The organism is Gryllotalpicola protaetiae (genome assembly GCF_003627055.1).
Taxonomy (GTDB): Bacteria; Actinomycetota; Actinomycetes; order Actinomycetales; family Microbacteriaceae; genus Gryllotalpicola; species Gryllotalpicola protaetiae.
In genome coordinates this window covers 600,296-620,666 of the sequence record NZ_CP032624.1, presented here as the reverse complement: position 1 = coordinate 620,666, position 20,371 = coordinate 600,296, and the positions used below count along the sequence as shown (strand labels likewise).

The 20,371-nt window shown below is 68.9% G+C and carries 20 protein-coding genes and 1 pseudogene; 12 read left to right on the top strand and 9 right to left on the bottom strand.

Annotated elements, in window-relative coordinates; translation table 11 throughout:
- Positions 1-2: 2 nt before the first annotated feature.
- Positions 3-2,525, bottom strand: coding sequence for a DEAD/DEAH box helicase (locus D7I44_RS03115; RefSeq protein WP_120788145.1), 2,523 nt, complete (start codon positions 2,523-2,525; stop codon positions 3-5).
- A 126-nt stretch (positions 2,526-2,651) separates the two neighbouring features.
- Between D7I44_RS03115 and D7I44_RS03110 the strand changes: the two genes are divergently transcribed.
- The 3 genes and pseudogenes from D7I44_RS03110 to D7I44_RS03095 all read left to right on the top strand — a co-directional run bounded on the left by D7I44_RS03110 (position 2,652) and on the right by D7I44_RS03095 (position 5,060).
- Positions 2,652-3,170: a MarR family winged helix-turn-helix transcriptional regulator gene (locus D7I44_RS03110; protein ID WP_120788144.1), complete on the top strand. Its 519-nt coding sequence runs from the start codon at positions 2,652-2,654 to the stop codon at positions 3,168-3,170.
- A 23-nt stretch (positions 3,171-3,193) separates the two neighbouring features.
- A pseudogene (locus D7I44_RS18535) lies at positions 3,194-4,099 on the top strand (serine/threonine-protein kinase).
- A 31-nt stretch (positions 4,100-4,130) separates the two neighbouring features.
- A complete protein-coding gene (locus D7I44_RS03095) occupies positions 4,131-5,060 on the top strand; it encodes a DUF817 domain-containing protein (RefSeq protein ID WP_120788141.1) in 930 nt (309 codons plus the stop codon).
- On the opposite strand, the gene D7I44_RS03090 is transcribed toward D7I44_RS03095, so the two are convergent.
- Together D7I44_RS03090 and D7I44_RS03085 are read right to left on the bottom strand one after the other, a co-directional pair.
- Positions 5,035-5,769 carry an ABC transporter permease gene (locus tag D7I44_RS03090; RefSeq protein WP_120788140.1) on the bottom strand — a complete coding sequence of 245 codons (735 nt, stop codon included), beginning with the start codon at positions 5,767-5,769 and terminating at the stop codon, positions 5,035-5,037. The genes D7I44_RS03095 and D7I44_RS03090 overlap by 26 nt on opposite strands.
- Entirely contained in the window at positions 5,766-6,506 is a 741-nt protein-coding gene (locus D7I44_RS03085) for an ABC transporter ATP-binding protein (protein WP_245979970.1), read from the bottom strand. The genes D7I44_RS03090 and D7I44_RS03085 overlap by 4 nt, the downstream gene beginning before the upstream one ends.
- 125 nt (positions 6,507-6,631) lie before the next feature.
- Between D7I44_RS03085 and D7I44_RS03080 the strand changes: the two genes are divergently transcribed.
- Complete coding sequence (locus D7I44_RS03080; RefSeq protein WP_120788138.1) at positions 6,632-7,201, top strand: LemA family protein; 570 nt, start codon at positions 6,632-6,634, stop codon at positions 7,199-7,201.
- A 28-nt stretch (positions 7,202-7,229) separates the two neighbouring features.
- Entirely contained in the window at positions 7,230-8,153 is a 924-nt protein-coding gene (locus D7I44_RS03075) for a M48 family metalloprotease (RefSeq protein WP_120788137.1), read from the top strand.
- A 12-nt stretch (positions 8,154-8,165) separates the two neighbouring features.
- Here D7I44_RS03075 and D7I44_RS03070 read toward each other — a convergent pair whose 3' ends face one another.
- Together D7I44_RS03070 and D7I44_RS03065 are read right to left on the bottom strand one after the other, a co-directional pair.
- Positions 8,166-9,089: an aminoglycoside phosphotransferase family protein gene (locus D7I44_RS03070; RefSeq protein WP_220093822.1), complete on the bottom strand. Its 924-nt coding sequence runs from the start codon at positions 9,087-9,089 to the stop codon at positions 8,166-8,168.
- 20 nt (positions 9,090-9,109) lie between these two features.
- Complete coding sequence (locus D7I44_RS03065) at positions 9,110-10,357, bottom strand: winged helix-turn-helix domain-containing protein (RefSeq protein ID WP_120788136.1); 1,248 nt, start codon at positions 10,355-10,357, stop codon at positions 9,110-9,112.
- A gap of 61 nt (positions 10,358-10,418) precedes the next feature.
- Here D7I44_RS03065 and D7I44_RS03060 point away from each other — a divergent pair, with 61 nt between their 5' ends.
- Together D7I44_RS03060 and ilvA are read left to right on the top strand one after the other, a co-directional pair.
- On the top strand, positions 10,419-11,606 hold the full coding sequence (locus D7I44_RS03060; protein WP_120788135.1) for an AI-2E family transporter: 1,188 nt from the start codon (positions 10,419-10,421) through the stop codon (positions 11,604-11,606).
- Positions 11,603-12,865, top strand: coding sequence for a threonine ammonia-lyase (gene ilvA, locus D7I44_RS03055; protein WP_120788134.1), 1,263 nt, complete (start codon positions 11,603-11,605; stop codon positions 12,863-12,865). The genes D7I44_RS03060 and ilvA overlap by 4 nt, the downstream gene beginning before the upstream one ends.
- 46 nt (positions 12,866-12,911) lie before the next feature.
- Here ilvA and greA read toward each other — a convergent pair whose 3' ends face one another.
- Entirely contained in the window at positions 12,912-13,403 is a 492-nt protein-coding gene (gene greA / locus D7I44_RS03050; protein ID WP_120788133.1) for a transcription elongation factor GreA, read from the bottom strand.
- A 95-nt stretch (positions 13,404-13,498) separates the two neighbouring features.
- Positions 13,499-13,906, bottom strand: coding sequence for a DUF4307 domain-containing protein (locus D7I44_RS03045; RefSeq protein WP_120788132.1), 408 nt, complete (start codon positions 13,904-13,906; stop codon positions 13,499-13,501).
- Between the two features lie 87 nt (positions 13,907-13,993).
- Between D7I44_RS03045 and mca the strand changes: the two genes are divergently transcribed.
- Positions 13,994-14,863 carry a mycothiol conjugate amidase Mca gene (mca, locus tag D7I44_RS03040; RefSeq protein ID WP_245979967.1) on the top strand — a complete coding sequence of 290 codons (870 nt, stop codon included), beginning with the start codon at positions 13,994-13,996 and terminating at the stop codon, positions 14,861-14,863.
- Entirely contained in the window at positions 14,860-15,111 is a 252-nt protein-coding gene (locus D7I44_RS03035; RefSeq protein WP_120788130.1) for a hypothetical protein, read from the top strand. The genes mca and D7I44_RS03035 overlap by 4 nt, the downstream gene beginning before the upstream one ends.
- 132 nt (positions 15,112-15,243) lie before the next feature.
- Here the strand turns inward: D7I44_RS03035 and trhA are convergent, their stop codons facing one another.
- Positions 15,244-15,951, bottom strand: a complete 708-nt coding sequence (gene trhA, locus D7I44_RS03030; RefSeq protein WP_120788129.1) for a PAQR family membrane homeostasis protein TrhA — start codon at positions 15,949-15,951, stop codon at positions 15,244-15,246.
- Positions 15,952-16,000: 49 nt separating this feature from the next.
- Here trhA and D7I44_RS03025 point away from each other — a divergent pair, with 49 nt between their 5' ends.
- Positions 16,001-16,795: an isoprenyl transferase gene (locus D7I44_RS03025; protein ID WP_120788128.1), complete on the top strand. Its 795-nt coding sequence runs from the start codon at positions 16,001-16,003 to the stop codon at positions 16,793-16,795.
- 12 nt (positions 16,796-16,807) lie between these two features.
- Here D7I44_RS03025 and D7I44_RS03020 read toward each other — a convergent pair whose 3' ends face one another.
- Entirely contained in the window at positions 16,808-17,572 is a 765-nt protein-coding gene (locus D7I44_RS03020; protein WP_120788127.1) for an SDR family NAD(P)-dependent oxidoreductase, read from the bottom strand.
- 99 nt (positions 17,573-17,671) lie between these two features.
- On the opposite strand from D7I44_RS03020, the gene D7I44_RS03015 reads away from it, so the two are divergent.
- Positions 17,672-18,787 (top strand): aminotransferase class V-fold PLP-dependent enzyme, encoded by a 1,116-nt coding sequence (locus tag D7I44_RS03015; RefSeq protein ID WP_120788126.1) that lies wholly within the window; start codon positions 17,672-17,674, stop codon positions 18,785-18,787.
- A 239-nt stretch (positions 18,788-19,026) separates the two neighbouring features.
- The gene (gene phoH2, locus D7I44_RS03010) at positions 19,027-20,337 is read left to right on the top strand and encodes an RNA 5'-3' helicase PhoH2 (protein WP_120790768.1); all 1,311 of its coding nucleotides are present in this window, start codon (positions 19,027-19,029) and stop codon (positions 20,335-20,337) included.
- The last annotated feature ends 34 nt before the right edge of the window (positions 20,338-20,371 follow it).

Genomic DNA, 20,371 nt, shown 5'->3' with positions numbered 1-20,371 from the left:
CGCTACAGCCGCCCGATCCAGTCGACGTGCAGCACGGCCTCGCCGGCCTCATCGGAGGCGGCGAGGTCGACCGTCGCGCGGATGCGCCAGTCGTGGTCGCCAGCGGGGTCGTCGATGGTCTGCTCGACCTTCCACTCGGCGCCGGACTCCGAGACCGAGAACAGGGACGCGGACCTCGAAGCGGGCCCCGTGAGCACCTCGTCGTGTTCGCCGAAGTACCCGTCGAGGAACGCGCCCCAGTCGACGTCGGGATCGAGGTCGGCGAGCTCTTCTTCCCGCTCGAGCGCGGCGAGCTGCACGCGCCGGAACAGCTCGTTGCGCACGAGGATCGTGAACGCCCGCTTGTTGGTGAGGATGCTGGGCGGGGCGGGCGGCACGACGGGGGTGTCGTCGGTGACGGTCGGGTTGACGAGCTCGCTCCACTCGTCGACCAGCGAGGAGTCCACCTGCCGCACGAGCTCGCCGAGCCATTCGATGATGTCGCGCAGCTCGTCGGTCTTGGCCTCGTCGGGGACGGTCTGCCGGATCGCACGGTACGCGTCCGAGAGGTAGCGCAGCACCAGACCTTCTGAGCGCGCGAGCTGATAGTGCTGGACGTACTCCGCGAACGACATGGCGCGCTCGAACATGTCGCGGACGACGGATTTCGGCGACAGGGCGAAGTCCCGCACCCAGGGCTGGCTCGCGGCGAAGGTCTCATAGGCCTGCGCGAGCAGCTCCTCCAGCGGCTTCGGCCAGGTCACGTCCTCGAGCAGCTCCATGCGTTCCTCGTACTCGATGCCCTCGCGCTTCATCGCCGCGACGGCCTCGCCGCGCGCCGCGAACTGCTGCTGCGACAGGATCACGCGGGGGTCGTCGAGCGTCGCCTCGATGACGCTGACCACATCGAGCGCATAGTGCCCCGATCCGACTCCCGCACCCGGGCCGCTTTCGACCGCGACCGACCGGCTCTCCGTCGGGTCCAGCAGCTCGATCGCCGCCAGCGCGAACGGCGACAGTGGCTGGTTGAGCGCGAAGTTCGGCTGCAGCTCCACGGTCAACGACACGTTGCCTGCGGCATCCGTCTGCACGATGCCGGAGGTGACCAGCGTGCGGTAGATGCCGAGCGCGCGCCGCGCCAGCTCGTACTGCCGAGCACGCGGTTGGTGGTTCTCGAAGATCAGCCGCCGCATGTCGGCGAGCGCGTGACCGCGTGCGATGACGTTGATGAGCATCGCGGCGGTGACCTCGAAGTGCGGGGTGAGCGGCTCGGGCTCGGCGGCGATGAGCCGGTCGAACGAGCCCCGGCCCCAGGTCACGAACCCCGCGGCCGGCTTCTTCCGCACGACCTTCTTCAGCTTCTTCGGGTCGTCGCCGGCCTTCCGCAGCGCCTGCGAGTTCTCGATCTCGTGCTCCGGCGCCTCCACGATGACGGTGCCGGCCGTGTCGTACCCGGCCCGTCCGGCGCGCCCCGCGATCTGGTGGAACTCCCGCGCGGTCAGCTGTCGCATCTTCGTCCCGTCAAACTTCGACAGGCCGGTCAGCAGCACTGAGCGGATCGGGACGTTGATGCCGACGCCGAGCGTGTCCGTGCCGCAGATCACGGGAAGCAGCCCGCGCTGCGCGAGCGTCTCGACGAGACGGCGATAGCGCGGCAGCATGCCCGCGTGGTGCACTCCGATTCCGGCGCGCACGAGCCGCGACAGCGTCTTGCCGAACGCGGTCGTGAACCGGAATCCGCCGATCGCCTCTGCGATCTCATCGCGCCGCTCGCGTGAGGCGATGCGCATGCTCGACAGCGCCTGCGCGAGCTCGAGGGCGGCGGCCTGCGAGAAGTGCACGATGTAGATCGGCGCCTCGCGCCCTGCGAGCAGGGTCTCGACGGTCTCGTGCACGGGTGTGTCGACGTATGAGTACGACAGCGGCACGGGCCGCGCGACGCCCGTGACCTCGGCGACCTCGCGCCCTGTGCGCTCGCGCAGGTCGGTCACGATCGGCGTGACGTCGCCGAGGGTCGCCGACATCAGCACGAACTGCGCCCGCGTCAGCTCGAGCAGCGGAACCTGCCACGCCCAGCCGCGGTCGGGGTCGGCGTAGTAGTGGAACTCGTCCATGACGACCTGGTCGACGTCGGCGTCGGCGCCCTGGCGCAGCGCGAGGTTCGCGAGGATCTCGGCCGTGCAGCACACGATCGGCGCATCCGGATTCACCGAGCTGTCGCCCGTCACCATGCCGACGTTCTCGGCGCCGAAGATCTCGACGAGCGCGAAGAACTTCTCGCTGACCAGCGCTTTGATGGGTGCGGTGTAGTAGCTCCGCTTGCCCTCGGCGAGAGATGCCGCATGCGCGGCCACCGCGACGAGGGACTTCCCCGTTCCCGTCGGGGTCGAGAGCACGAGGTGCGAGCCGAGGAACAGCTCGAGTGCAGACTCCTCCTGCGCGGGGTAGAGGGTGAGCCCGCGATCCTCGGCCCACCCGGCGAACGCCTCGAACATCGCGTCGGCGTCGTAGGGCTTCGGAAGGCGCTCGAGCAGGCTGGCAGGCATCCGGTCAATTCAATCGCACAGCCGCACGCGCGCCTAACACATGTGACGCGCCGGTGTATAGCCCACCGGGTAAAAGTTGTTTGTATATATTTCACCAAGTAGCGTCATCTCCCGGAAAGGAACGCTGTGCCCCTGACTGTCGTGCGTCGCGAGAGCGAGCATCTCTACGGCCGCTCGCCGAAGACCGAAGCAGGCCTTCGCGCTGTCGAGGCGCTGCTCGCGCTGCAGCGGGCGGAGGCGATCGAGCTCGAGGCGGCGCGACGCAAGGCGCACCTGACCCGCAGCGAATTCCAGGCGCTGCGCTACCTGCTGCAGGCGCAGCGCGACCAGCGGCCGATGGGCCCGAAGGACCTCGTGATCATGCTCGACCTGTCGCCCGCGGCCGTGACCAAGGTGGTCGACCGGCTCGTCGAGCTCGGCGACCTGACGCGCACCGCCCACCCTCGCGACCGGCGTGCGATCTATCTGACGCCGACCGAGGCGGGTGAGGCGAAGATCAGCGCGGCGTACGCGCATTTCCACGAGACCCTCGTCAACGTGGTCGATGCGCTCGACGAGCACACGAACAACGCACTGCACGACGGCCTTCTGGCTGTCGTCACCGAGCTCGACCAGACGCATCCTGTCGAGTTGGTGACCGGGTAACGCCGACCAAGGGTGAGAGGACCATGACGATTCTGAACAGCCCAGCAGCCGACCAGGCGCTTCTCGGCGGTCGCTACGCGGTGCGCGAGGCGCTCGGTCGCGGGGGTGCGGCGACCGTCTACCGCGGCGTCGACCTCAAGCTCGACCGCGAGGTCGCTCTCAAGGTGTTCGCCGCCGACGACATCGCGGGCAGCGACGCCGAGCGACGTGAGCGGCGCACCCGCGAGATCTGCCTGCTCGCGCGGGCGAACCATCCCAACCTCGTCACGCTGTTCGACGCCGACTGGGAGGACGAGCCCGTCGACACAGGGTGAGCGGACGCGCACCCCGGCGGCGGCTATATCGTGATGGAGCTCGTGCGCGGCGGCACGTTGAGAAGGCGCCTCGACGCGAACGGCGCGACTCCGGGTCTCACCGCGCAGCTGGCGGTCGAGCTCGGCGCCGCTCTCGCCTACCTGCATGCGGATGGAATCATCCACCGTGACCTGAAACCCGAGAACATCCTGCTCGCCACGGCACCCGGCGGCAGGGTGACCACCAAGCTCGTCGACTTCGGCATCGCGCAGCTGCTCGGCGACGACCGTCTGACCTCCGAGCAGAACATCCTCGGCACGGCGGCCTACCTCGCGCCCGAACAGGTCATGGGCGACGGCGCCGGCCCGGCCAGCGACATCTATGCGCTCGGCCTCGTTCTGCTCGAGTGCCTGACCGGTGAGCGCCCTTTCCGCGGGACCACGGTCGAGGCCGCGATCGCCCGGCTCTCTCAGGACCCGCCGCTGCCCGACACGCTCGACCTGCAGTGGCGCACGATGCTCACCGCGATGACGGCCCGCGAGCCGGGAGAGCGCCCGACCGCCGCGCAGGTCGCGGCGATCGCGCCGCGGCTGCCACGCGAGCCGATCGGGTCGGGCGAGCGGCAGGCGGCGTAGAACACCCAGATTTGCCGGGCAGGATGCCTGCATGAAGTCCGGCGCCCCCGAAACGCGGCTTGAAGCGCGCATCGACGCGGCCGCCAACCGGCTGCTCGGAGACGCACCGCAGACCGGCTGGCGTTCGGGGCTCGTCGAGTTCCTCGTGTTCGGCGCGAAGCAGGCGTGGGCCTGCGTCTTCGGCTTCCTGATGCTCGCGCTGATCCTCACCCTGAAGGTCGCGGCGCCCGCAGGCATCGGTCCGGTCGCCCACAACGACCTCGTGACGATCGGGGCGGTGCTGATCCAACTCGGCATGGTGCTGTTCGGTCTCGAGACGCTGCGCGAGCTGCGCGTCATCGTCCTGTTCCACGTCGTCGGAACCGTGATGGAGCTGTTCAAGACGGGCATCGGCGCATGGCTGTACCCCGGTCCCGGCATCCTGCACATCGGCGCCGTGCCGCTGTACAGCGGCTTCATGTACGCCGCCGTGGGCTCGTATCTCGTGCGCGTCTACCGTCTCTTCGACCTGCGCTTCGTGCGCTACCCATGGCGCTGGCTCACGGCGGCGATCGCCGGCGCGATCTACCTCAACTTCTTCACCCACCACTGGATCGTCGATCTGCGCTGGGTGCTGCTCGCCGCCGTGCTCGCGGCTTTCGGCCCCTGCGTCATGCACTTCCGCGTCTTCCGGCGCGGGGTCAGGATGCCGCTGGTGCTGGCATTCGGCCTGGTGGCCGTCTTCATCTGGATCGGGGAGAACCTCGCCACCTTCGGCGGCGCGTGGGCCTACCCCGACCAGCTCGCGGGCTGGCACCCCGTGACTCCCGCCAAGATCGTGAGCTGGTTCCTGCTGATGATCATCTCGGTCGTGCTGGTCGCGTGGGTCTACCCGCCGAGGCGACCCGAGCCCGCCCCTGCCCCGGCGGCAGAGCCCGTCGGCCCGGTCACCGGCCCTACGCCGTCCGTCGGCGCAGCGTGAGGGCTCCGACGATCACGGCTCCGACGATCCAGGCGCCGAGGAATCCGATGCGGGTCCACACCCAGCCGTCGTCGTGCGTGCCGTTCGCGACCGCGTTCAGCGCATCGATGGCGTGCGACAGCGGCAGCCAGTCGCCGATCACCCGCAGCACGTCGGGCATCGAGTCGCGCGACACGAAGATGCCGCCGAGCAGGATCTGCGGGAACACGAGCGCCGGCATGAATTGCACCGCTTGGAACTCGGTGCGCGCGAACGCGCTCGCGAGCAGCCCGAGTGCCGTGCCGAGCAGCGCGTCGGCGACCGAGACCGCGAACAGCAGCCACACCGAGCCCTCGATGTCGAGGCCGCACACCCACACCGCGAACGACACGGCGATCGCCGACTGGATCAGCCCGAGCAGCCCGAACGCCAGCGCATAGCCGACGATGAAGTCGCCCTTGCCGAGCGGCATCGCGAGCAGTCGCTCGAGGGTGCCCGTGCGCCGTTCGCGCAGCGTCGTGATGCTCGTGACGAGGAACATCACGATGAACGGGAACAGCGCGATCATCGCGGGGCCGATGGTCTGGAACACGTGGGTGTCCTCGAAGATCCAGGCGACCAGGCCGATCAGCAGGCTCGGGACGACGACCAGCAGGCCGATCGTGCGGGGGTCGTGCCTGATCTGCAGCAGCACGCGACCGGCGGTCGCGATGGTGCGCCCGGGGCTCACCGCTTCGCCTCGCGCTGACGGATGACGCTGAGGAACGCCGCCTCTGCATCCGGCGCGCCGGTGGACTGCAGCAGTCCCTCTGGGGTGTCGTCGGCGATCACCTCGCCGTCGCGCAGCAGCATCAGGCGGTCGCACCTGGCGGCCTCGTCCATGACGTGGCTCGAGACGAACAGGCTCGTGCCGGCGTGCGCCAGCCGATGGAACAGGCCCCACAGCTCGCTGCGCAGCACGGGGTCGAGCCCGACGGTCGGCTCGTCGAGCACGAGCAGCTCGGGGGCGCCGAGCAGTGCGGCGGCGAGCGAGACCCGGTTGCGCTGGCCGCCCGAGAGGCTGCCGGTGAGTTGCGCGGCCTGGTCGCCGAGACCGGTCTCGTCGATGACGCGGTCGACATCGGATGCCGGGGCGCCCAGCACCCGCGCGAAGTAGCGCAGGTTCTCGCGAACGGTCAGGTCGTCGTACACGCTGGATGCCTGCGTCACATAGCCGACCCGCCGGCGCAGTGGTGCGCTTCCGGCGGGCTGCCCGAGCACGGTGACGCTGCCCGCCGCGACCTTCTGCACCCCGACGACGCAGCGCAGCAGCGTGGTCTTGCCGCTGCCGCTCGGCCCGAGCAGGCCGACGACCTGGCCGCGCGGCACGCTGACCGTGAGGCCGCGCAGCACGTCCGCCTTCCCTCGGCGCACGCGCAGTCCTTCGACGACGATCGCACTCGCGCTGTTTCGATCGCTCCGGGCCACGCTTGAATTATCGCGCTTGCTTTGAGTGAGCCGACAAGCCCCCGAAAGCCGCATCGACGTCGATAGGATGTGCGCGACACCGGGTGAAAGCCGCCCGGCCCCCACCCTCTCGAGGAGTTGCCGCCATGCTTGCCTGGCTCATCCCGTTGATCATCGTCGTCGTGATCCTGGTGATCATCGGCATCTGGTACTGGGCGACGTACAACTCGCTGATCCAGCTGAACGTCCGAGTCGATGAGGCGTGGAGCGACATCACGGTCCAGCTCAAGCGCCGTGCCGACCTGATCCCCAACCTGGTCAGCACCGTTCAGGGCTATGCCACGCACGAGAAGACCGTCTTCGAAGACGTGACGAAGGCCCGCTCAGAGACGATCTCGGCGCAGACTCCCGGCGAGGCATCCGTCGCGGAAGGTCATTTCCAGGCCGCGCTGAAGAGCATCTTCGCCGTCGCCGAGGCGTACCCGCAGCTGCAGGCGAGCCAGAACTTCCTGCGCCTGCAGGCCGACCTCGTCGACACCGAGGACAAGATCCAGGCGGCCCGCCGGTTCTACAACGGCGGCGTGCGCGAGTACAACACGAAGATCAAGCAGTTCCCGTCGAACATCGTCGCGAAGAACCTGCACTACGCCGACCGCGAGTTCTTCGAGGTGCCTGACGCCGCGGCGATCTCCGAGCCGCCGCGCGTGCAGTTCTAGCGCTCAGCGCGATACCGTCAGCTAGAACATGTACCGAGCGATAGCCCGGAACAAGAGGAACACGGTCTTCTTCATCCTGTTCTTCCTGGTCCTCGTCGGAGTGATCTCCTACGTCATCAGCTACTTCATGGGCGGCGGCTGGTCGGTCACGATCATCGCGCTCGTGATCGCGATCGCGTACGCCGTGCTGCAGTACTTCACCGCGAGCTCGCAGGCCGTGGCCATGTCGGGCGCAGTGCAGCTGCAGCAGAAATCCGATCACCCCGTGCTGTGGCAGACCGTCGAGAACATCTCGATCTCGACCGGCATGCCGATGCCGAAGATCTACATCGTCAACGACCCTGCGCCGAACGCGTTCGCAACCGGTCGCGACCCCGACCATGCGGTCGTCGCCGCGACCACCGGCCTGCTCGAGCTCATGGACCCGACCGAGCTCATGGGCGTCATGGCTCACGAGATGGGGCACGTGCGCAACTACGACATCCGCGTCTCGACGATCGTGTTCGGGCTGGTCGTCGCGATCGGGTTCATCGCCGACATCTTCATCCGTATGACGTTCTTCGGCGCGGTCTTCGGGGGTGGCAACAACCGCGGCCGCGGCAACAACAACGGCGGCGGGGGCGGCGGCAACCCGATCCTCCTGATCCTCGGGCTGGTCGCGATCGTCCTGGCGCCGATCCTCGCGGCGCTGGTGCAGGCGGCGATCTCGCGGCAGCGCGAATACCTTGCCGACGCCACGAGCGCAGAGATCACGCGCTTCCCCGAGGGGCTCGAATCGGCGCTGCAGAAGCTCGGCGACTACAGCCGGCCGATGAAGCGCCAGAACACCTCGATGGCCCATCTCTGGATCTCGGACCCGCTGCAGCCGTCGCTCACCTCGCGCCTGTTCTCGACGCACCCCCCGATCCCTGACCGCATCGAGCGCCTCAAGAAGATCGGCGGCGGCTTTTAGGCATCGACCCCGCTACCGGTGGTCGGCAGGCACCTGCTCGAGCGCCCGGAGCGCGCGCGTCGCCATCTCGACCATGCCCGCGTTCGTGCCTCGGTAGTAGGGGAGCGCCAGCACCGCCTGCGCGATCGCCCAGCCCCGGCCGCGACGCCAGGTGGCGTCGTCGAGGTCGAGCCGTTCGGCGAGGCGCGCGCGGAATACCTCCCGCGCGCCGGACGGGAACACATTCCAGGCTGCGAGCAGCTCGCACGACGGGTCGCCGATGCCCGCCGCCGCCCAGTCGAGCACACCGGCGAGGCGGCCGTGCTCGTCGACGAGCAGGTTGCTCGGCAGCAGGTCGGCGTGCAGCCAGACGGGTTCGGCGGCCCATTCCGGAGCGGCGAGCGCATCGTCCCAGAGCCTCCGCAACGCATCCGTGTCGAACTCGCCGTCGAGTTCGCGCATGGCCTCACGCACCGGCTCTGCGAGGGGCGCGAGCGGCCCGCTGCGCTGCGCGAGCCGCACACCCTCCGTCGGAAGTTCGCGCAGCCTCGCGAGCACCGCGACCAGATCATCGACCAGCCCCGTGGCGTCGACCAGCGCCTCGGGCACCGGCATCTCACCCTCGACCCAGCCCAGCACCGACCAGGTGTACGGGTAGCACTCGTCGGCTCGGCCGTTCGCGAGCACCGCGGGGATCGCGACCGGCAGCTGCCCGCTCACCCGTTCGAGGATCGCCGTCTCGACCGGCACGCCGACCCCGTCGCCCGGAATGAACGGCAGCCGCACCACCTTGTCGGCCCCGAGCCGGAACATCGCGTTCGTCGTGCCGTACGACGGCACCCGCCGCACGCGCTCATGCGCCCACTGCGGGAACTGCGTACCGATCAGGCGCCGCACGTCGTCGTCTGAGACGTCGATCTGGTGCGCGTGCATCTTCGGAGCGGGTTCGGAAGCCATCCCTCCCAGTCTGCCCGCGTTCACACCGCGGTCTGCGCAGCACCTTCCACTTCCGCATCGAGCGCGGCCGCCAGGTTCCCGCGGCCCGCCACGATCACCTCGCCGAGGCCCTGCCACTCGGCGACCCTGCCGAGCAGCGGTGCGCGCCGCTCGGCGACCGCGCCTTCCGCCCGGCCCTCTTCGACCCAGGCCGATTGCACCCGCAGCACGCCGGCCTGCCGGTCGCTCTTGAGGTCTACGCGCCCCACGATCTCGTCGTCGACGAGCACGGGCATGACGTAATAGCCGAACACTCGCTTCGGCGCCGGGGTGTAGATCTCGATGCGGTAGTGCATGCCGAACATGCGCAGCAGCCGCTCGCGCTCCCACACGACGGGGTCGAACGGCGACAGCACCGCGGTTGCGGAGATCGCGCGCGGCACCCGCACCCCGGCGGGTGCGTAGGCGGCCAGCGGCCGGCCGGCGCGCTGCCACCCGTGCACGTGCACCCTCTCGACCTCGCCCGCGTGCACCAGGTCGTCGAGCGCCGCCTTCGTCTCGGCGGTGTACAGCCGGTAGTAGTCGGCGATGTCGGCCAGCGTGCCGACACCGAGGGCCGTCACCGAGTGGCGCACGAGCTCGCGAACAGCCTCGTCTTCCGGCACGTGACGATCGAGAACGGATGCCGGCAGTGCCTGTTCCACGAGCGCATAGCGCCGCTCGAAGCGCGTGCGCCCGGCGGTCGCGAGCTCACCCGCGCGGAACATCACCTCGAGACCCTGCTTCACCTCGGACCAGCCCCACCACGGCCCCCGCCTCACGTTGGCGTCGTGCTCGATCTCGCTCGCGGCGAGCGGACCCCGCGCGGCCAGCTCTGCGCGCAGCCACTCGATCGTCTCGCGCCCGGCGGTGAGCCCCCAGCTGTCCTTCCCGGCGAGGTACTTCTCGCGGAAGCGCCGGTGCCGGAAGCGGAACAACGGCCAGTCGCGCACCGGGACGAATGCCGCCTCGTGCGCCCACACCTCGGTATACCCCGACTCCGACGACCGCGACGTGGGCCGGAACGTCAGGCGGTCGAGCAGCGTCTTGTCGTACCCGCCCAGTCGTGCGAACGCCGGCAGGTAATGGGAGCGCTCGAAGACGTTCACCGAGTCGATCTGCAGCAGCCCGAGCCGGTCGAACAGCCCGTTGAGCTGCCGCGTGCCGACCGTGGCCGAGGGCACGCGCCCGAACCCCTGCGCGGCGAGCGCGACGCGCCGGGCGGCGGCCGCGCTGAGTGTCTGAACCATCGGTGAAACGGTATCGCGAGCCACCGACACGGGCCCCGACGAGGGCCATAGACTCAGCCGCATGCCCGCCCCTCGGCCGCACACCCATCGCAGCGAGTCGCAGAAGGTCGACGACTCCCTGCCTCGCGGCGTGCTGCTGGCATCCGCCTGGTCATGGCGCCTGCTGCTGATCGGCGCGGCCATCGCGGTGCTGCTGTTCGTGATCGTGCAGCTGCGGCTCATCGTCGTGCCCGTGCTGATCGCGATCCTGCTCTCGGCGCTGCTGGTCCCGCTGCGCGACCTGCTGGTCCGCGCGCACCTGCCGAAGTGGATCGCGATCGTGCTCTGCATGGTGATCACGATCGCGGTGATCGGCGGCCTGGTGTTCCTGGTCGGCCAGCAGCTGCGTGCGGAGGCCGGCTCCCTGCGGCACCAGACGATGGCCTCCGTCGAGGCGCTGCGTCTCTGGCTCACGGGGCCGCCATTCAACCTCACCGATCGGCAGCTCGACGACGGCATCCGCCAGCTCACCGATGCGATCCAGGCCGACACCCAGGTGCTGATCAACGGCGCGCTGTCGGTCGGCTCGACCGTCGGCCATGTCGTCACGGGGCTCCTGCTGACCTTGTTCAGCACCCTGTTCATCCTGATCGACGGCGCAGGCATCTGGAGCTGGGTGGTCAGCGTCTTCCCGAAGCGCGCTCGGCCCGCCGCCGACGGGGCAGGGCGGTCCGGCTGGGTGACGCTGCGGACGTTCGTGCGGGTGCAGATCCTCGTGGCATCCATCGACGCCCTCGGCATCGGCCTCGGAGCCTTCTTCCTCGGCCTGCCGCTCGCGATCCCCGTGGCGGTGCTGGTGTTCCTCGGCTCGTTCATCCCCATCGTCGGGGCCGTTGTGACCGGAACGCTCGCCGTGTTCATCGCCCTCGTCTACAAGGGGTTCTGGTTCGCGCTGGTCATGCTCGCGATCGTGCTGTTCGTGCAGCAGGTCGAGGGGCACGTGCTGCAACCGCTCATCATGGGCACGGCGGTCAAGGTCCACCCTCTTGCGGTGGTGCTCGTCGTGACCGCCGGCTCGCTGCTTGCGGGCATCACAGGCGCGCTCTTCGCGGTGCCGTTCGCCGCGGTGCTGAATGCGATGATCGGATTCCTGTCGATCCGCGCAGACACGAGAGGCTCGCCGGCGTACGCGCAGCGGGGCACCGCGCTCTGGCAGGTCGTGCCCGCCGAGCGGGTGCGTGCCAGCGCGAAACGTAAACTGACGGAATGACCTCCGCGCCCGAATCGCCCGCTGCCGTCTACCTCGGCCCGAGTCTCGACGAGATCGAGCAGGCCCGCGAGGTCGTCGCGCAGGTGATTCAGCCGACGCCGATGGATCGCAGCCGCTACCTCGAGCAGCTGCTCGGTGTCCCCGTGTGGCTCAAGGCGGAGAACCTGCAGCGCACGGGCTCGTACAAGATCCGCGGCGCCTACAACCGGCTCAGCCGCCTCACCGACGACGAGAAGGCGCGCGGGGTGGTGGCGGCGTCGGCCGGCAATCACGCGCAGGGCGTCGCGCTGGCCGCGCAGCGGCTCGGCATCGCAGCCACGATCTTCATGCCGGCCGGCGTCGCCCTGCCCAAGCTGCAGGCGACGCGTGCATACGGCGCAGAGGCCGTGCTCGAGGGCACCACGTTCACCGAGACCCTCGCCGCCGCGCAGGAGTTCACGGCGCGCACCGGCGCGGTCTTCATCCCGCCGTACGACCACGAGGACGTCATCACCGGACAGGCCACGCTCGGTCTCGAGATCATCGAGCAGGTGCCGGACGTCGAGACGATCCTGGTGCCGATCGGGGGCGGCGGCCTCATCTCTGGCGTCGCCCGCGCGGCGAAGCTCAGCGCGGAGACGGCAGGGCGAAGCATCCGCATCATCGGCATCCAGGCAGAGAACGCCGCAGCCTACCCGCCGTCGCTCGCCGCGGGCGAGAAGGTGTCGGTGCCGGTCGATCCCACGATCGCCGACGGCATCGCCGTCGGGCGCCCCGGCGACCTCAACTTCCCGATCGTGCAGGAGTACGTCGACGAGGTCGTCACCGTCAGCGAGGACGATCTCGCTCGCGCGATCCTCGTGCTGCTCGAGCGCGCGAAGCTCGTGGTCGAGCCGGCCGGAGCGGCCGGTGTCGCCGCCATCCTCGCAGGGAAGGTGCGCGCGAGCGGCCCGACCGTCGCGATCGTCTCAGGCGGCAACATCGACCCCCTGCTCATGCAGCGGGTGATCGCGCACGGCCTCGAGGCATCCGCCCGCTACCTGACCGTGCGCATCATGCTGCCCGACCGCCCAGGCCAGCTCGCGACCATCTCGCAGATCCTGGCGGAGGTGAGCGCGAACGTCATCGAGGTGCTGCACACGCGGCACCACAACGGGCTGCAGATCAGCCAGGTCGCGCTCGAGATCTCGGTCGAGACGCGCGGGCCCGAGCACCGCGCGCAGGTGCTGCAGCACCTGCGCGACGCGGGTTACGAACCGCTCGTGGAGCAGACCGAGTAGCGCTTCGAGACGGATGCCTGCGGCATCCTCCTCAGCGATCGGCGGGCTACTGACCCGTCCAGGTCTGCACGTCGGTGATCTCGACGGCGATATCGCGGCCGTTCGGCGCCGTGTAGCTGGTCTTGTCGCCGATCTTGAGGCCGAGGATGGCGGCGCCGATGGGGCTCTGCTCGCTGTAGACCGAGTACTCGCTGTCTTTCGCGATCTCGCGGTTGCCGACGACGAAGGTGTCCTCGGCGCCTGCGATGACCGCGGTCACGAGGGTGCCCGGCTCGACGATGCCGTTGCTCTCAGGCGCGACGCCGACCTTCGAGTGCGCGAGCAGACTCTTGATGGTCACGATGCGCGCTTCCTGAACACCCTGCTGGTCTTTGGCGGCGTGATAGCCGCCGTTCTCCTTCAGGTCGCCCTCTTCGCGCGCGACCTCGATGCGCTTGGCGATCTCGATGCGGCCGGTCGTCTCCAGGTAGGTGAGCTCGTCATTCAGCCGGTCATACGCTTCCTGGGTGAGGAAGGTGACTGTCGTCTCCTGGGACATGATTGCTCCTTGCTTCGACGGCAGCCTGCACCTGTCGTCTCGTTCGGGATAAGGTCACGCCCCGACGGCGTGCGTCGAGGCGTTGAAGAGCAAGCTTACGTCAACCAGCACTTGTCTAGCGAGCCTGAGACCGCTGGTTCGTACGTGATCAGGGATTTTGTCACGACCTGGTGCGTCTTCGGCGTCGGCTTCAGATGGACGACGTCGTAGCCCACGACGGTGAATCCGATGTTCTGCGCCTCGACCGCGCACGAGATCGCCGTGTGCGCCGGCGCGTCGACCGTGAAGCTCACCGTGATGTGCTGCGCGTCGATCGTGTTGCTCGCGGTGGCGGTGAACTGCAGGTTCGAGGCCTTCGAGCCGAGCCCCGAGCCCCACACGGCCCACGCGATCATCACGATCGCGATGAAGCCGCCGAGCCCGACGAGCAGCCAGCGCGTGGTGAGGCGCCGCCGTGCGGTGTCGCCGTAGCGCCCCGCGAGGGCCTCGCTGCCAGCTGGCATGTCACTCCTAACAACTAGTCTTGACAAGGTTACGGCTCGCTTCTGAGCCGAAAGCTGAGACCCGGTCCCCGACGTGAGAGGTGGCGCGTGCCCAAGCGCTTGATGGCGGTCCACGCCCACCCCGACGACGAGTCGAGCAAGGGTGCGGCGACCTACGCGCGCTACCTCGCCGAAGGGGCCGAGGTGATGGTCGTCACCTGCACGGGTGGGCAGCGGGGAAGCATCCTCAATCCCGCTCTGGAGAGCGTGCCGATGGCGCACCGTGACCTCGCCGGCCTTCGCCGGGTCGAGATGGCCGCCGCGCAGCGCGTGATCGGGTTCGAGCACCGCTGGCTCGGCTTCTTCGACTCGGGGATGCCTGAGGAGGGCGAGCCCCTGCCCGCGAACTCGTTCGCCGCGATTCCGCTCGAGATCTCGGCCGAGCCGCTCGTGAAGCTCATCCGCGAGTTCCGGCCGCACGTCCTCGTCAGCTACGACGAGAACGGCGGCTACCCGCACCCCGACCACATCCGCAGCTACGAGATCGCGAACTATGCGCGAGAGGCTGCGGCGGACGCCGGGCGGTACCCGGCGGCGGGCGAGGCATGGCAGATTCCGAAGTACTACTTCGACCGGCTGTTCAGCTCGCAGAAGACGCGGGCGGTCTACGACGAGCTCGTCGCCCGCTACCCCGACTCGCCGCTCATCGCCGAGTTCGAGGACATGAAGCGGTGGCTCACCGAGTCGCCGTACCTCGCGACGACGCGTATTGACGTCGGCGACCAGCTCGACGCAAAGGATGCTGCGCTACGGTCGCACGCGAGCCAGGTCGCCCCTGACAGCCCGTTCTTCTTCTGGCCGAACGACGTCGTGCGCGCCGCCTGGCCGACCGACGACTACCAGCTCATCGATTCGAAAGTTCCTGCAGTGACCCCTGAGACCGATCTGTTCGCCGGCATCGCGGAGGAGGCACTGTGAGCCTCGCGTCTGCTCTGTTCGAGCTTGCGGCCGCCACCCCGACCCCATCGCCGACGCCGAGCATTCCGGCGGCTGACATCACGACTCCGGGGCCGTGGGGCTTCATCGCGTTCTTCGGCGTCGCGGTCGTGGTGCTGCTGCTCATCATCGACATGACGCGCCGCATCCGCCGCGTGCGCTACCGCGCGGAGGTGGCTGAGAAGCTCGACGCCGAGCAGGCTCAGCGCGACGATGACGGGCGAGCCTGACCGCACGCCACAGCGTTCTGGCTGGATCCGCCGGTTCGATAACGCGCAAATGAACAGATCGGGCATAGCCGATGTCGAGGGCAATGCGCCCAATCGACTCATTTGCGCCCGATCTGAGCGGTCGCGTCGACCTTAGGCGTTAAAGGGCGGGTGCAGGGCGAGCACCAGCATCGCGGCCCAGTGGCAGGCGAACGAGGCGGCCGTGAAGGCGTGGAAGATCTCGTGGAAGCCGAAGTGCTTCGCCGCACGCCCCGGCCATTTGGTGCCGTAGACGACGGCGCCGAGGGTGTAGAACAGGCCGCCGACGGCGATCAGGATGCCGGCGGCGATCGCGCCGGTCGAGATGAAGGGATTGAAGCCGGAGAACGCGCAGACAGCGACGCCGGCCCAGCCGAGCACGAGGTAGAGGGGCACGTAGAGCCAGCGGGGCGCGTTGATCCAGAAGACGCGGAAGAAGACGCCGGCGATCGCGCCCGCCCACACGACGGAGAGCACGAGGATGCCCTCCCACACGAGCGGCAGCATGGTGAGCGCGACGGGCGTGTAGGTGCCGGCGATCAGCAGGAAGATGTTGGCGTGGTCGACGCGCTTGAGCGCGAGCTTCGTGCGCGGGGCCCAGTTGAACCGGTGGTAGAGCGCCGAGTTGCCGAAGAGCAGGATCGATGTGCCCATGAAGATCGCGGCGCCCGTCTTCGCCGCGGCATGGTGGGCGAGGCAGATGAGCACGATGCCCGCGGCGATCGTGATCGGCGTCGTCGCGGCGTGGATCCACCCGCGCCAGCTCGGCTTGACCTCGAGCGGGGCGGCCGAGGTGCGGGGCGCAGGCGCTGCGATCGTCATGGCCTGAGGCTAGCCGCACCGGCTGGAGGAACTTCGGTAAGTTGTGCCTGTGAGCGAACGACGGCAGTCCCCGGGCAGAGGGGTGCTGTACGGGCTCTACCAAAAGCGCCTGCGCCGCGATCTCAGCGCGGCCGGTGCGGAGGCGCTGCCGCATCACGTCGCGATGATCATCGACGGCAACCGGCGGTGGGCGCGCCAGGTCGGGTTCACGACCGTCGAGCATGGGCACCGCGCGGGCGCGGCCAAGATGATCGAGTTCCTCGAGTGGTGCGATGAGCTCGGCATCCGCGTCGTCACGCTCTATCTGCTGTCAGCCGACAACCTGGCCAACCGCGGCTCGGACGAGCTCGACGCGCTCATGAAGATCATCGCCGAGCTCGCCCTCGACCTCTCCCGCCAGCGCGACTGGCGGGTGCAGCACGTGGGCACCACGACAGGGCTGCCAGGACCGCTCGCCGAGGCGCTGCGCACCGCTGAGCAGGCGAGTCGCGAGAACGCCGGCCTGCACGTGAACCTGGCGGTCGGCTACGGCGGCCGCACCGAGATCACCGATGCGATGCGCTCGATCGTCGCAGAGCACCACGCCGCCGGCCGCTCGCTCGAGGACCTCGCTGAGACGCTCACACCCGAGCTGATCGGCGAGCACCTCTACACAGGCGGGCAGCCCGACCCCGACCTCGTGATCCGCACCTCGGGCGAGCAGCGGCTCTCAGACTTCATGCTCTGGCAGAGCGCGCACAGCGAGTTCTACTTCGTCGAGGCGCTCGGGCCCGACCTGCGCGAGGTCGACTTCCTGCGCGCGCTGCGCGACTTCACGCGCCGCAACCGCCGCTACGGCGGCTGACCGGGGCGATGATCAGACGGTCGTGTACCCGCCGTCGACCACGTGCTGCGTGCCGTTGATGAAGGCAGCCTTGTCGGAGAGCAGGAACAGCACGAGGTTCGCGACCTCGTCGGCCGTGCCGAGCCGGCCGGCCGGGTGCTTCGAGATCAGCACCTGCTTGTACTCGGCAGGCATGGCGGCAAGCAGCGGGGTGTCGATGTAACCGGGGTGGACCGAGTTGATACGGATGCCCTGTGAGGCGTAGGTCGCCCCCGCGGCCTTCGTCATGCCCGATACGCCATGCTTCGCCGTCGTGTACGGCGTCGCGCTCGGCTCGGCGACGAGCCCCAGGATCGACGACATGTTGACGATCGCACCCCCGCCCGCCGCGAGCAGCGCCGGGATCTCGTAGCGCATGCCGTAGTAGACCGAGTGCAGATTCACGCCCATGAGCTGGTGGTAGGCCGCGAAGCCGTCCGAGTCGTCATAGTCGGCGAGCGGCCCCTGCGGGCCGCCGATGCCGGCGTTGTTCACCGCGAGGTGCAGCGCTCCGAACTCCTCGACGGCGAAGTCGACCGCCGCCTTGACCACGGCGGGGTCGGAGACGTCGCCGGCGAACGGCGCCGCCGAACCGCCCGCGGCGACCAGCTCGTCGACGACGGTTTGTGCGGCATCGAGCTTGAGGTCGGCGACCACCACGTTCGCACCTTCTGCGGCGAGCTGCTCGGCCACCGCTTTGCCGATGCCGGAGGCGGCCCCCGTCACGAGTGCGGTCCTGCCGGCGAAGTAGTCGTACATGGATGATCCTTCCGGGTTAGATACAAGAAAGACTCTAGTCGATTCCGGGCGGTTAGGCCAGGGGCCTTATGGTCCGTCAGAATTGACCAGGAGGTTCATGTGACGACGTTGGACGAGTACCGGGCCGGGTTCCTGGAAGAGCCGGGCTACCTGGACTACGGGAGCGTCGGCCCGATCTCCAAGACCGTGCAGGAAGAGCTGTACGCGCACGCCGATCTCTTCGCTCGCGCCCGGTTCGGGTCGCTCGCGCAGCTCGGCCATTCCGACGAGCGGGTGCGGGTCGCGGCATCCGACCTGACCGGCTTTCCCGCCGATCAGATCGTGTTCCAGCCCTCGACCACGCAGGGGCTGATGCAGGCGATCTTCGGCATCACGGGCGACGTGCTGGTCTCGCCGGCCGAGTTCCCGAGTCTGCCGGTCGCGGTGCAGCGCGCGGCCGAGGCGTTGCACGTCGTGAACCCCGTCTGGCTCGAGACCGACCACGGCAAGGTCACGCCCTCAGAGATCCGCGAGCAGCTGACGGATGCCGTGACCGCCGTCGCCGTGTCTCTGGTCGACGCCCGCACGGGCTATGTCGCCGACCTCGATGGAATCCGCCAGGTCATCGGCGACCGGCTGCTGATCGTCGACGCGATCCAGGGCTTCGGCGTCGTCGACGCGCCATTCGAGGTCGCCGACGTCGTCGCGACCGGTGGCCAGAAGTGGGTGCGCGCGGGCTGGGGCACCGGCTTCCTCGCGCTCTCCGAGCGCGCGCTCGGACACATCACGCCCGTGTTCAGCGGGTGGACGGGCACCGACCTGTTCGAGCCGTGGGATGCCGTGCCGCCCTACGCCCGCACCGCGAAGGCGTTCACCGTGAGCAATCCCGACCGGGTTGCCCAGGCATGCTTGGCGTCGGCGCTCGAAGAGGTCGCCGCGGTCGGCGTCGCCGAGATCTCCGCCGCGGTGGCTGACGCGGCCGCGCGGGTCATCGACCTTGCCGACGAGTACGGCATCGCGGTGGCCTCGCCGCGTGCCGAGAACGAGCGCGCTGGCATCGTCGTGCTCGAGCCGGAGCCTGAGTCGCTCACGAAGCTCACCGCAAGCCTGCACAACCACGGCGTGACCGCGCGCACGCGGGGCGGCGGGGTGCGGCTGTCAGCCCACGCCGGCACCACGGAGGAGACGCTGGGGATGCTGCGCGGGGCGCTCACCTCGTACGCCAGCGCCTACTGAGGCATCCGCCGCCCCGTTAACGAGCTTGTTACCGCTGTGACGCGTGTCGGGGGTAGCGGATCGAATTACAGGGACGTAACTTGTGAGCCATCGGGCATGGCGCCCGGTCGAAGTGGCCACATAAGTTCACTTCGTGACCAAGCGGCCACTTCGCTTTTGAAAAGTGAACCGCGCGCGGGCACGCCCCGCGCCGGACGGGAGTGGTTGTGGCTTCAGTTTCGACCAATCAGCCGAGCACGATCGCGAAGGGGGATTCGCCGAGCCAGACGCGTCAGACCGAGAGGACCTTCGTCCTCGACACCTCGGTTCTGCTGTCCGATCCGCGAGCGATCTTCCGCTTCGCCGAGCACTCGGTGGTCATCCCTGTGGTGGTCATCAGCGAGCTCGAGGGCAAGCGGAACGACCCCGAGATCGGCTACTTCGCGCGGCAGGCGCTGCGGCACCTCGATGACCTGCGCGTCGAGAACGGGCGGCTGGACTTCCCGGTCCTCGTCGGCGACGGGGGCAGCCTGCGCGTCGAGCTCAACCACTCGAACATGGCGGTGCTGCCGTCTGGCATGCAGCTCGGCGACAACGACGCGCGGATCCTCGCCGTCGCGATGAACCTGTCGAACGACGGGCTCGACGTGACGGTGGTCTCGAAAGACCTGCCGATGCGCGTCAAGGCGTCGTCGATCGGGCTCTCCGCAGAGGAGTACCGCGCAGAGCTCGCGATCGACTCCGGCTACACGGGTCTCATCGACATCGATCTGACGTCGAACGAGATGGCAGACCTGTACGACCACGAATCGCTTGAGACGGATGCCGTGGCCGGCCTCCCCGTCAACACGAGCCTCATCGTCCACTCCGACCGCGGGTCAGCGCTGGGGCGGGTATCCGGGGAAGGTGCCATCCGCCTCGTGCGCGGCGACCGCGACGTCTTCGGCCTGCACGGCCGATCGGCCGAGCAGCGGCTCGCGATCGACATGCTGCTCGACCCCGCGATCGGCATCGTGTCGCTCGGCGGCCGTGCCGGCACCGGCAAGTCGGCACTCGCGCTGTGCGCAGGCCTCGAGGCCGTGCTCGAGCGGCAGCAGCACAAGAAGATCATGGTGTTCCGGCCGCTGTTCGCCGTCGGTGGGCAGGAGCTCGGCTACCTGCCCGGTGACCAGCAGGAGAAGATGAATCCGTGGGGCCAGGCGGTCTTCGACACCCTCGGCGCGCTCGTCTCCGACAACGTGCTGGAGGAGGTCGTCGAGCGCGGCATCCTCGAGGTGCTCCCGCTCACGCACATCCGCGGCCGCTCGCTGCACGACGCCTTCGTGATCGTCGACGAGGCGCAGTCGCTGGAGCGCAACGTGCTGCTCACGGTGCTCTCGCGTGTCGGCCAGAACTCGCGCGTGGTGCTCACGCACGACGTGGCCCAGCGCGACAACCTGCGCGTCGGGCGGCACGACGGCGTGGCATCCGTCATCGAGACCCTGAAGGGCCACGAGCTGTTCGGCCACATCACACTCACGCGCTCGGAGCGATCGGCCATCGCGGCACTGGTCACCGAGATGCTTGAATAGGAGCCGCCCGTCCTAGACGCCGAGGGCCCCGGAG